Consider the following 10,999-nt stretch of genomic DNA (forward strand, 5'->3'; position numbering starts at 1 on the left):
ATTATTCATCACGATAAGAAGGATAACACAAAATAATAAAAAATGGCGAAAGGGAGAGCCCTTTCGCCATGAAATATGCGAAAAAATCGCGCGGGATTAGTGGCGGAGTCCGAGGCGCTGGATGAGCGTCTGATAGCGTCCGAAGTCCTTGTTCCTGAGGTACTGGAGCAGGCGGCGGCGCTTACCTACCATGATGAGGAGTCCGCGGCGGCTGTGGAAGTCCTTCTTGTGGACCTTCATGTGCTCGGTGAGCTCGCGGATGCGCGCCGTGAGGATGGCGACCTGGACTTCCGTGGAGCCGGTGTCCGCCTCGTGCGTCTTGTACTCTTCGATGATCGACTGTTTCTTATCCTTTTCTATCATACCTATCACTCCGTTCCGGGCCTTGCTTTGCCCTTATTTCCCCCAACTCAGGCATGTTGTGGTGACGCATGTCCGTGTAGGAGGTCTTGGGTATATTACCAGAAAGCCGCCGCTTCTGGCAAGCCCCCGCGCGCTCCTTAAAAATACAAACGTTTTTGATATTTCAACGCCGCAAAAAGCGGGCGCAAAGCGCCGCGCGCGCCGTTTTTTATGCAAAAATTGCGATTTTTATGATATAAATAACGAAGTGCAAAAACAGGCGCGGCGCAACGCCGCCGCGCGAACAACGGAGGAATGAAAATGCCGTCGTCGCCGTGGAATCTGCCTAATATGCTGAGCCTTTTCAGGGTGATACTGGTTCCCGTCATACTTGTATTTCTAACGCTGCGCGGACAGCTCGGTTACGTAATGGGGCTGAACGTCGGAGACTGCATCGCGGCCGCCGTCTTCATCATCGCGTCGATAACGGACGCCGTTGACGGCTACATCGCGCGCAAGCGCAACATCGTCACGAACCTCGGAAAGTTCATCGACCCGCTGGCGGACAAGATACTCGTCATCGCCGTTCTGACGGCGCTCGTCGAGCTGCACCGCTTCCCCGCGTGGATGGTAGTCGTGATAATTTCGCGCGAGTTCATCGTCTCGGGGCTTCGCATGGTCGCGGCCTCCGAGGGCGTCGTGATAGCGGCCTCGAAGGGCGGCAAGCTAAAGACCGTGACGCAGATAATAGGGATTATCCTTCTGCTCTTCAACATCCCGGGCGCGATGGCGGTCATGTGGCTTGCCGTCATCCTCACGGTCTGGTCCGGCATCGAATACATCCGCAACAGCATGGATCTGCTGAGCTGACGGAAAACCGGGAAAAGGGCAAAATTCAAGCCGCCTGCGCGATACGCGGGCGGCTTTTTCGTAGAACGCCGGATGGCCGTTATGCACAGCATTATCAGAGAGATAAAAGAAGAAGAATACGCTCTGCTCGAAGATTTTCTATACGAGGCCATTTTTGTGCCAGAGGGGACGCCCGCGCCGCCGAGGTCCGTCCTATCGCTGCCGGAGCTGCGCGTCTATGTCGACGGCTTCGGCTCGCGTAAGGACGACGCGGGCCTGGTCGCGGAAGCCGGCGACGCAGTCGTAGGCGCGATATGGGCGCGAGTCATGGACGACTACGGGCACATAGACGACGAAACGCCGTCGCTCGCCGTCTCCCTTTACAAGGAACACCGCGGACGATAGGCACGGCCCTGCTGCGCGAAATGCTCAGCCTCTTGCAACGTAAAGGCTGCAGGAGTGTTTCGCTCTCCGTCCAAAAGGCGAACTACGCGCTGAAAATGTATGAAAAGGCGGGATTCGAGGTCGTGGACGAAAACGAAGAAGAATACGTCATGCTCCGCCGCCTCTGACGGCTGAGCGTCGCGCCGGCGGGAAGTTTTTACGACTTCACCTTCGCCTCCGTGCCCTTCATGAGCCGGTCGATGTTCGAGCGGTGACGCCACGACGAGAGGCAGGCGAGGAAGAGCGCGGCGAAGGAGTATGGCTTCGGCATTCCCCACGCGAATGTGAAGAGCGTCGCGGCGAAGAGCCCGGCGAGCGATGCGACGGAGACGTACTTCGTGAAGCGCATGACGGCGTACCAGACGAGGCCGCCGAGAATCGCGGGCCACGGCGTGAAAAAGTCGAAGAAGGCTATGACGCCGAAGGTCGTCGCGACGCCCTTGCCTCCCTTGAAGCCGAGCCAGACCGGGTAATTGTGGCCGAGGACGGCGCAGACTCCCGTGAGCGCGAGAAGCGCGTGCTGCTGGACGAAGCACGAGGCCGCGAGCACAGCGAGGCCGCCCTTGAGCATATCGAAGACGGCGACAGCGACGGCCCACTTCTTCCCCATGAGTCGGCCGACGTTTGTCGCGCCGATGTTGCCCGAGCCGTAGGCGCGTATGTCCGCGCCGCAGACGTATTTCGCGACGAGGAAGCCAGTCGGGCACGAACCCGCGAGATAACCAAAGAGCGCGCATAAAATAAAGGACATAATTATCACCCGCATAAAAAGATAAAGACGGCAGAAGCCTAGCCGATTTTACGCCGCGCGCGCGCGCGCGTCAAATCCGCGCCGGGGCGCAAAAAAGCGGGAGCCGCGCGAAACGGCCCCCGCTGTCGTAAGTTATGGCTTTTTTCTCAAAGCGCGGCGAAGCTAGAGAATCCTCTCTATCTTCTGCGGCGCTATGCCGTGCTTGTCCGCGTAGCCCGTAAGCATGAGCGTCAGAGCGCCGTCGCCAGTTACGTTGCAGGCCGTGCCGAAGCTGTCCTGGAGCGCGAATATCGTGAGCATGAGCGCCGTGCCGGAGTCGTCAAAGCCGAGGATGCCCGTGATAAGTCCGAGCGAGGCCATGACCGTGCCGCCCGGGACGCCGGGGGCCGCTATCGCGAAGATGCCGAGGAGCAGGCAGAAGAGCACCATCGTCTCAATCGGAGGAATGGCGCCGTAGAGAATCTTCGAAATCGTCATGACGAAGAAGACCTCGGTCAAGACGGAGCCGCAGAGGTGGATGTTCGCGAAGAGCGGGATGCCGAAGTCGACCATGTCGTCGCGGAGCGGCGGCTCGGACTTCTTCGCGCAGCGCAGAGCGACGGCGAGCGTCGCGGCGGAGGACATCGTTCCGACGGCCGTGATGTAGGCCGGGCCGTAGTTCTTGATTATGTCAAACGGGTTCTTGCCGGTGTAGATTCCCGCGAGGCCGTAGAGCAGCGCCATCCAGATGTAGTGGCCCGCCATGACGATGAGGATGACCTGGATGAATACCGGGAGCTGCTTCGTGATGCTGCCTTCGTAGGAGAGCGAGCAGAAGGTAAAGGCGATGAAGAACGGAAGAAGCGGGATGACTATCTTCGTGACTATCGCGAGGACGATGAGCTGGAACTCCTCGAGGGCGTTGGTGATTGACTTCGCCTTAGTCCACGCGGCCGCGAGGCCGAGGCACATCGAAAGCGCGAGCGCGCTCATGACGGACATTATCGGCGGGATGTCGAGCTTGAAGACGAGATCCGGCAGCGCCTGGAGCCCTTCGACGTTCGTGACGATGGACAGGTTCGGGATCATGATGTAGCCGGCTGCCATCGAGAAGAGCGCCGCGCCTATCGACGAAATGTAGGCTATCGTGACGGCGACGCCGAGCATCTTCGAGGCGTTGTTGCCGAGGCGCGTAATGGACGGAGCGATGAAACCGATGATGATGAGCGGGACGCAGAAGAGAATCAGCTGTCCGAGGATGTAGCGGACCGTGACGACGACGTTCATGAGCGCGACGCCCGCGAACTGTCCGACCGCGATACCTGCGATGACGCCGAGCAGCAGCTTCATGGGCAGGCTGGTTAGAAATTTCATGAATATCCACTCCTTGTCTTAATGATTTGACGATGATGAATATGCCGCTGTATGCCCTCCGGCCTCGCCGGAAAGCGCCGGCTCCGCCCCGCGCGACGCCGCTCCTGAGTTTTCCTCCCTTCCGCGCGCAGTGTCCGGCGGAGATAATGCTCCATAAAAAAGTTTTTTCAAAGCGCGCGGCCGCGGCTTCTGCGCCGCCCGCGCGTACCAACCGATGCGGAACTTCTTCACTATCATACCAAAAGAGGCGCTGTTGTCCATATCCGCGGCGTTATTTCCACTTTTGCGCGAACTGCGCGCGGTTTTGCACAGTCGCTAAAAATATAATTTTATTATATGCGTATAAAATAATATATAGTTCTGTTATTCTACTGTAATTTTACGTCTATTATCTGAGATTCTCGCGTTTTGAAGAGCATTGAACCGAAATTACGCCGAAAAGCGACAACCTGCAATCCGGCGAAAGATTTTTTTGTAATTTTGTTTGATTTTTCGGATTTAGGCGTATAATATCGGGGTCGTCTCCGGCGGTGGTACGGAGCGATAGTTTGCGAATGAAATTATGAAGCAGCGCGAATAGATGAAGGGAGCACCAAGAATGAGAACTTTGATCAAGGGCGGCCTCGTCCTCGATCCCGCGAACAGAATACAGAGCGTCCTTAACGTTCTGATGGAGGACGGCAGGATTGCCGCCGTCACAGAGGCCGAGCCCGAGGCCGACGAGGTGGTCGACGCCGCGGGGCGCGTCGTTGCGCCTGGATTTATCGACATCCACATGCACGAGGACCCGCTGAACGAGGACGGCACTCTCTACCGCGACGAAGACAAGGCGATATTCAACTGCATGCTGCGCATGGGCGTCACGACGGCGATAGGCGGCCAGTGCGGCATCAACGTACACAGGCCGTCGGAATATCTCGACGTCATAGACCGCGAGGGCGCGGCGGTGAACGTCGGCATGTTCGCGGGCCACGCATTCCTGCGCGAACAGGCGGGCCATGCGGACAAGTACAGCCGCGTCACGGAGGACGAGCTGCGCGCGATAGAAAATTCGGCGGCGCGCGAGCTCGACGGCGGCTGCCTCGGCGTATCCTTCGGCATACGCTACGTGCCGGGCATCGACGCGGAGGAGCTGCGCCGCACCGCAGCGCCATGCCGCAGGGACGGCAAGGTCATCGCGGCGCACATACGCGACGACGCGGCGCAGGTAGTCCCCGCCGCGCGCGAGCTGCTCGAGGCGGGGCGCGTGCTCGGCGTATCCGCGCAGGTCTCGCACATAGGCTCGATGGGCGGCTTCGGACAGATGCGCGAGCTGCTGCGCCTCGTCGACGGCTACCGCATAGGCGGCCTCGACGCAAGCTGCGACTGCTACCCCTACACGGCCTTTTCCACAATGATAGGCTCGACCACCTACGACGACGGCTGGCGCGAGCGCTACGGCTGCGGCTACGACGCAGTCGAGATATGCGAGGGCAAATACCGCGGCCGGAGATGCACCGAGGAAATCTTCAACGAGGTGCGCCGCGACAACCCCGAATGCCTGACGGTCTGCTACGTCATGGCCGAGAACGACATCGACATGGCGATGGCCCACCCGAACGTCATGCTCGCGAGCGACGGCATCATGAACCACGGGCAGGGGCATCCGCGCGCGGCGGGGGCCTTCCCGCGTCTCTTCGCTGAATACGTCCGCACAGGCAAGCTGCCGCTCTACGAGGCCGTTCGCATGGCGACGATAATGCCCGCTGAGAAGCTCGGCCTCAAAAGCAAGGGCCGCCTCACGCCCGGAGCGGACGCCGACGTGATTGTATTCGACCCCGAAAAGATAGCCGACCGCGCCACATTCATGGAGCCGACGCTGCCGCCCGTGGGAATAGACGGCGTATGGATAGGCGGACGGCTCGCGGCGAAGGACTGCCGCATAGTGAACGGCCGCCTGGGGAGCTCGGTGCGCAAATAATTTACAGAGCAAATAAAAATATTGGAGGAATCATAAAATGGAATTCGGTTTTTGGTCCGTTGTGCCGCCGGTCGTGACGATAGCGCTTGCGCTCATCATCAAGAACGTCTTCGTCGCTCTCTTCGTCGGCATAACGCTCGCCTCGCTCATACTGAGCGGCTGGAACGTATTTACGGGAATCAACGGCGCTTTCTACAGCATCGTCCACACCTTTGAGAGCAGCGGCAACACGATAGTCATAATGTCGATGTTCCTCATCGGCGCTCTGATTTATCTCATCGAGCACTCTGGCGGCATCGACGGCTTCGTCGACATCATGGTCAAGAAAAAAGGAATCATCAAGACGAAAAAATCCGCAGCCTTCTTCACGTGGCTGCTCGGCATCGTCGTCTTCACCTCCGGCTCGCTCAGCTGCATGGTCACGGGCTCCGTCTCGCGCCCGCTCAACGACACGATGAAGGTCTCGCACGAGAAGGCGGCCTTCCTCGTCCACACCACCTCGACGCCGTGGTGCGTCCTCTTCCCGCTCAGCGGCTGGCTCGCCGCGATGACCGGCTACCTCACCTCAGGCGGCGTCTCCGAGGGCGAGGCGATAAGCACGCTGCTGCGCTCGATACCGCTCAACTTCTACTGCATAATCGCGATAGTGTTCTCCATGCTCTCGACCTTCCTGCCGCTCGACTTCGGCCCGATGAAGAGAGCCGAGCTGCGCGCCGAGACGACCGGCGAGCTCGACGACCCGCGTTCCGCCGTCGAAGACGAAGGGGCCGTGGCCGCGGTGAAGCGCGACGTGACGCCGCGCATGAAAAATATGGTAATCCCGATGCTGACGATGGTCGGCGTCATACTCGCAGTCCTCATAGTCACCGGCGACGGCAACCCGACCGCCGGCAACGGAATGCAGGCGCTGCTCTGGGGCTGCATGATCTCCGTCCTCGTCATAGCCGTCATGTGCCGCGTCGAAAAGCTCTACAGCCTCGAGCGTCTCGTAAACGAAGTACTCAAGGGCATGGCGACGATGCTGCCCATAGCCTGCATCCTGCTGTTCGGCCTCACGATGGGCGGCCTCGTCAAGCAGCTCGACACCGGCAACTACCTTTCGTCGATATTCATGAGCGCGCTCGTCCCCGAACTGCTGCCGCTGCTGACCTTCATCATCTCGATGATGCTGTCGTTCGCGACAGGCACCTCGATGGGCACGATGGCGATAATGTCCGTCATAGCGCTGCCGATGGCGATAAACATGGGCATGGACGTGCCGCTCGTCGCTGGCGCGCTCTTCGGCGGCTCCATCTTCGGCGACCACGTATCCCCGATATCCGACACGACGATAATGTCCTGCGCCACCACCGGCTGCAACATCATCGACCACGTAAAAAGCCAGCTCCCCTACGCCGTAGGCTTCGCGCTGGTTTCAATGGCGCTCTACGCGGTGCTTGGGTTTATAATCTAAAGTAGTTCGGTCAAGATAGAAGCAAAGAGCCGTAGGAAAACGCGACGTCGCGTTTTCTTACGGCTCTTCGTTTTTTAAGGATTTTTTCTATAAACTACGCCGCCCGCCGCAAAATACGCGTGGCGGCGCAGAGTTTATGCCGTCTATCCGGATGCAGCACCGAAGCTTAACGCTTCGACTTCTCCTCCAGGATCTCCACCATCGCCTTCTCCGTGCCTGTCATGCCGGGCGAGGCGATGTACCCCATATTTTTCATCGTGAGCTCGGGCGTCGCGCCGTTTATGCCGTGGATGTCCTCGATGCAGACGCCGTTCATGGCGAAGTCGACGGAACGGAATGCGGCATCTACGGCTACGATTCCCTTCATCGTGCAGCCGTGGTTGCCGCCGTCGCATATCATGCCCGTGATTGAGCTCGCCATGTTGTTGACGACGCGCGTCAGCTCGTCCGCGCCGCCGCCGCGCAGGTAGGCGAGGCCGCAGGCCATGCCCGTCCCCGCGGCTATGGCGCAGCCGCAGAAGGCCGACAGTCTGCCGGAATATTCTTTAATATAGGTGCAGACCAGATAGCTCAGCATCGTGGCGCGGCAGAGCGCCTCGTCCGAGTACCCGCGGATGCGCGACGCGGCGTAGAGCGGCAGAGTCGCGATGATGCCGTGCGCGCCGGAACCCGTGATGCTCATCGCCGGCTTGCTCAGCCCGAGCACGCGCGCCTCTATAGCGCCGTTGCAGAGCAGAGAGGCCGTCGCAGCTTCGTCGTCGGATATAACCTTTTCGCCGTTCTTTTTGAAAAGGAAATGCGTGAACGGCGTAACGCCGCTGTCGAGGGCCAGCTGAAAGAGCTCCATGTTCATATCGTAAGCGCTTTTGACAAACTCGATTTCCTCGTATGGAACTGTGCCGGCGTATTCAAGCAGCCGGGCCAGTGAATATTCGTGGATGAGACAATCGCCGTGCTCCTCCTCTGCGGCTTCCGAATCGCGCGCCAGTATATCTTTGCCGTCGACCGTCACGCGCACGATGTTCGTGTGCGAATCTTTTATAAGCACTGTCGCCCGGCGCTCCGCGTTGAAGACCGTCGCCTCGATATATATGCGGCTGCTTATCATCCCGAGGCGCACCTTTACACGCCCTTCTGCGACCATTTCGCGCGCCTTTTCGTTATCCGCGTCCGTCACAGCCGCAAGACACTCGAGTCCGAGCTCCGGCTTCGCCGCTATAAGCCCGAGCGCGGCGGCGTACTCGTTGCCGAAATACGGGCTGTTCGGTATGCCGCAGGTGAAAGCGTTTTTGTACATGCCGCTGTTCAGCACGACCTCGGCGCGGTCCCCGCCGCCGATCCGCTCCGCCGCGGACGCCACCGCCAGCGCGATCGCCACGGGCTCCGTAACTCCGAGAGCCGGCTTCATGTCGTCTTTGATAAGCTTTGTAAGCGCGTGCATTGTCGTTTCCCCCTCTTTTGATGCTTTTCTTCGAAGCGCAAGGATAACAAAAAAGCCCGGAAAATCCGGGCTGCCGCTGACTTTATTGGGATAAAAATGGTGTCAAGGAGGCTACTATTAACCGTGATTACAACCGGCTTTAGCCCTTTAGCGTCACTAATATTAGGGGTGTTAGTGACGACAGTCAAGGGACTATAGCACTATTTTTTAGCTTATGTGCATCAGAATAATTACTAGCGTCCGCTCCAACTTGCAATAGTAGCGTCTATATCGCTACGTAGCCATTGCAGGGGCTTGCGGCAGTGCTCGCCGTATAGCCGCCATGTTACGGGCTTCGGGAGTGTGCCATCCCTTACGCGCCGCTTTATCGTTGCAACGCTCCAACCTAACATATTTTCCAAATCTCCGGCGTCATAAAATATTGTCTCTGCCATATCTCCATACCTCGCTAATATCTAATAGTGTCAACGTCGCGCAACGTCTTTCAATGTCTGACACTATTAAAATAGGTTTGGAACGACTAAACAAGAGGCAATTTTTATGCGCAAAAAAGAGACGCCCGAAAAATGCCGGGCGTCCCGTAATACGGAGGTTTAGAAGGAGACAGAGACAGAAAAAAAGGCAGAAATTACATTTCCATGCCGTTAAAATCGCTCATGCTTCGCGTTATGTCTTTCATCTGATTTTCTAGCGCTTCTTTGGCGCTTATCCAGTCGGCTAGCGCTTTGTCGAGGCCGTTGGCTGTGATGTATGTTTCAATTATTTCTAATTTTTCTGACAATTCAACTGTTTTATTTTCAGCTTCATTGCATCTGTCTGACAAGCTCTTGTTAACTTTATTAGCGTCATTTAGTCTATTGGTTATTTCTTTTATATTTTTTTCAAGTGCGCGCTTTTCGTTGCCGTCGTGGTATCTCTGCATCTGCGTCATATCGTAAGAATCGCGCATATTATGATAGTCTTTGTAGACAGCCGCTAGCTTGTTATATTCTTCGGGGTCTAGTGTTACTTTGCCGGTCAGTCGGTTAATCTTGGGTTCTGTCAAGGTGTCCTCGGCTAAGTCTTGTTTTTTGATGCTGAAAATTAGCTCGCTGTTACGTTCGCGCGCTTGCTTTAATAACTCTATTTCCTCGGCTTGCACCGCCTCTAGCTCCGCATGCACGTACTGGCTCGCTATATCCTGCGTGCCAAAATCTTGTATAGCTCTATCCAGCGTTTGCCCGTCTATCCTATCGCCGATATTGTCAACATTGCTTATTGCGTCAAATACCATAGGCAATATGTATAGCGCTCTGTTTTCCGGCCTATCCGCCGCCGCGCTCACCGCCGCCGCTATCATCGTATCCGTGCCGCGCAGTACGGCGTTATTTTTACTCCATGCTTCGCGCTCATACATGGCGGCCAACTCATCATAGGTTGGTTGTGTCTCTCTGATTCCGCTTTGATTGATGTAGTCGATGTAGTTTGAAAAATCCTTGTTTTCCGCCGCTGTGGTATTGATTCGATTTTTTACATTGTCCCGTATTATGTTTCTTTCTTCTGATTTCATTGTCTTAATATCCTCCGCAAATTGTTTATTTTCTGCGCGCAATTCTATCAGCGCGTCCCGTCTCCTGTTGTTTTTGATAATTTCAGCTTTTAATTCTGCGATTTCTCGCGATATTTCTTTCGCCTGTGCCTTGCGATTGTGGCGTATCAGTCTATCCAGCGCATAGGGCAATACTACCAACGCCCCTAACGCCGGAGATAAAGCAAACATAACGGCGGCGGCTGTCATGTCTCTTGCAGTTAAGCGCATGGGCGGACGTTGTGCGCGTATCTTCTGCCATGTCTGCCGCTGTTCGTCATATAAGGCGGCTAACTGCTGATAGTGTTCATTGTTTAGCTCCTGTAGCCCTCGCGTCAGCTTGTTTATACCTATTCGCTTTATGTCGTCCCGAAGGTCTACGGCAATCGTTGGATTAGCTATGTATTTGTCAAGGGCTTCGCGGTACTGTTTAAACTCCTGCGGGCCGAACGCCGTTTCCTGCGGCTTGCGTCCTATCAGCTCTAGCAGATAAGCATTATCGCGTGATGGCTGATAGTCTATCTCTTTTTGCAGTTGTGCCCACTTAGCATTAACTTTTGAACCTGTGTATTTGTGCTCACCTAAGCAAAAACTAAAGCCATTTACACGGCCCGTACTTGCGATGTTGGGGCGCGCCTCTATGCCTTCTTTTCGTAAGGCTTCAATAAATTCTTTTGTTGTGAGCTTTCGCGGCGCTGTGTCTATCACTCGCCGGATTGCGTCATGTACTTGTTGCCGTGGTATGTCTTGACCTTTTGCTTTGCGTCCTTCTTCTTTTTTAGTAGGACGGAATTTTTTATCTGTATTATCGCGGTCAGCTGTGTCTCTTAGATAGTCTT

General features: G+C 56.4%; 9 protein-coding genes and 1 pseudogene. 5 read left to right on the forward strand and 5 right to left on the reverse strand.

Annotation, left to right across the window (positions count from 1 at the left end):
• Positions 1-96 precede the first annotated feature (96 nt).
• Positions 97-363 (reverse strand): 30S ribosomal protein S15, encoded by a 267-nt coding sequence (gene rpsO / locus ABGT66_RS09975; protein ID WP_087368601.1) that lies wholly within the window; start codon positions 361-363, stop codon positions 97-99.
• Here rpsO and ABGT66_RS09980 point away from each other — a divergent pair.
• The 3 genes and pseudogenes from ABGT66_RS09980 (at position 332) to ABGT66_RS09990 (ending at position 1,763) form a co-directional block, all read left to right on the forward strand.
• Positions 332-661, forward strand: a complete 330-nt coding sequence (locus ABGT66_RS09980) for a hypothetical protein (RefSeq protein WP_346690442.1) — start codon at positions 332-334, stop codon at positions 659-661. The two genes, rpsO and ABGT66_RS09980, sit on opposite strands and share 32 nt — an antisense overlap.
• A gap of 2 nt (positions 662-663) precedes the next feature.
• The gene (gene pgsA, locus ABGT66_RS09985) at positions 664-1,212 is read left to right on the forward strand and encodes a CDP-diacylglycerol--glycerol-3-phosphate 3-phosphatidyltransferase (protein ID WP_346690467.1); all 549 of its coding nucleotides are present in this window, start codon (positions 664-666) and stop codon (positions 1,210-1,212) included.
• 81 nt (positions 1,213-1,293) lie between these two features.
• Positions 1,294-1,763 (forward strand): annotated as a pseudogene (locus tag ABGT66_RS09990) (N-acetyltransferase).
• A gap of 29 nt (positions 1,764-1,792) precedes the next feature.
• On the opposite strand, the gene plsY reads toward ABGT66_RS09990, so the two are convergent.
• The gene (gene plsY, locus ABGT66_RS09995) at positions 1,793-2,386 is read right to left on the reverse strand and encodes a glycerol-3-phosphate 1-O-acyltransferase PlsY (protein WP_346690443.1); all 594 of its coding nucleotides are present in this window, start codon (positions 2,384-2,386) and stop codon (positions 1,793-1,795) included.
• Positions 2,387-2,548: 162 nt separating this feature from the next.
• A complete protein-coding gene (locus ABGT66_RS10000) occupies positions 2,549-3,739 on the reverse strand; it encodes a dicarboxylate/amino acid:cation symporter (RefSeq protein WP_294193852.1) in 1,191 nt (396 codons plus the stop codon).
• Positions 3,740-4,337: 598 nt separating this feature from the next.
• Between ABGT66_RS10000 and ABGT66_RS10005 the strand changes: the two genes are divergently transcribed.
• Together ABGT66_RS10005 and ABGT66_RS10010 are read left to right on the forward strand one after the other, a co-directional pair.
• Complete coding sequence (locus ABGT66_RS10005) at positions 4,338-5,699, forward strand: amidohydrolase family protein (RefSeq protein WP_346688915.1); 1,362 nt, start codon at positions 4,338-4,340, stop codon at positions 5,697-5,699.
• A 37-nt stretch (positions 5,700-5,736) separates the two neighbouring features.
• Positions 5,737-7,152: a Na+/H+ antiporter NhaC family protein gene (locus ABGT66_RS10010; protein ID WP_346688916.1), complete on the forward strand. Its 1,416-nt coding sequence runs from the start codon at positions 5,737-5,739 to the stop codon at positions 7,150-7,152.
• Positions 7,153-7,318: 166 nt separating this feature from the next.
• Here the strand turns inward: ABGT66_RS10010 and ABGT66_RS10015 are convergent, their stop codons facing one another.
• Both ABGT66_RS10015 and ABGT66_RS10020 read right to left on the reverse strand, forming a co-directional pair.
• Positions 7,319-8,593: an L-serine ammonia-lyase, iron-sulfur-dependent, subunit alpha gene (locus ABGT66_RS10015; protein ID WP_346688918.1), complete on the reverse strand. Its 1,275-nt coding sequence runs from the start codon at positions 8,591-8,593 to the stop codon at positions 7,319-7,321.
• Positions 8,594-9,221: 628 nt separating this feature from the next.
• Positions 9,222-10,999: hypothetical protein (locus tag ABGT66_RS10020; protein WP_346690444.1), on the reverse strand; the 1,778-nt coding region annotated here is incomplete at its 5' end.

The organism is uncultured Cloacibacillus sp., assembly GCF_963926575.1.
Lineage (GTDB): Bacteria > Synergistota > Synergistia > Synergistales > Synergistaceae > Caccocola > Caccocola faecigallinarum.

Excerpts from the sequence above, each read along its gene's own strand:
- rpsO (WP_087368601.1), bottom strand. The coding sequence starts at position 363 with ATGATAGAAAAGGATAAGAAACAGTCGATCATCGAAGAGTACAAGACG.
- ABGT66_RS10000 (WP_294193852.1), bottom strand. The coding sequence starts at position 3,739 with ATGAAATTTCTAACCAGCCTGCCCATGAAGCTGCTGCTCGGCGTCATC.
- ABGT66_RS09980 (WP_346690442.1), top strand. The coding sequence starts at position 332 with ATGATCGACTGTTTCTTATCCTTTTCTATCATACCTATCACTCCGTTC.
- ABGT66_RS10010 (WP_346688916.1), top strand. The coding sequence starts at position 5,737 with ATGGAATTCGGTTTTTGGTCCGTTGTGCCGCCGGTCGTGACGATAGCG.
- ABGT66_RS10005 (WP_346688915.1), top strand. The coding sequence starts at position 4,338 with ATGAGAACTTTGATCAAGGGCGGCCTCGTCCTCGATCCCGCGAACAGA.
- pgsA (WP_346690467.1), top strand. The coding sequence starts at position 664 with ATGCCGTCGTCGCCGTGGAATCTGCCTAATATGCTGAGCCTTTTCAGG.
- ABGT66_RS10015 (WP_346688918.1), bottom strand. The coding sequence starts at position 8,593 with ATGCACGCGCTTACAAAGCTTATCAAAGACGACATGAAGCCGGCTCTC.
- plsY (WP_346690443.1), bottom strand. The coding sequence starts at position 2,386 with ATGTCCTTTATTTTATGCGCGCTCTTTGGTTATCTCGCGGGTTCGTGC.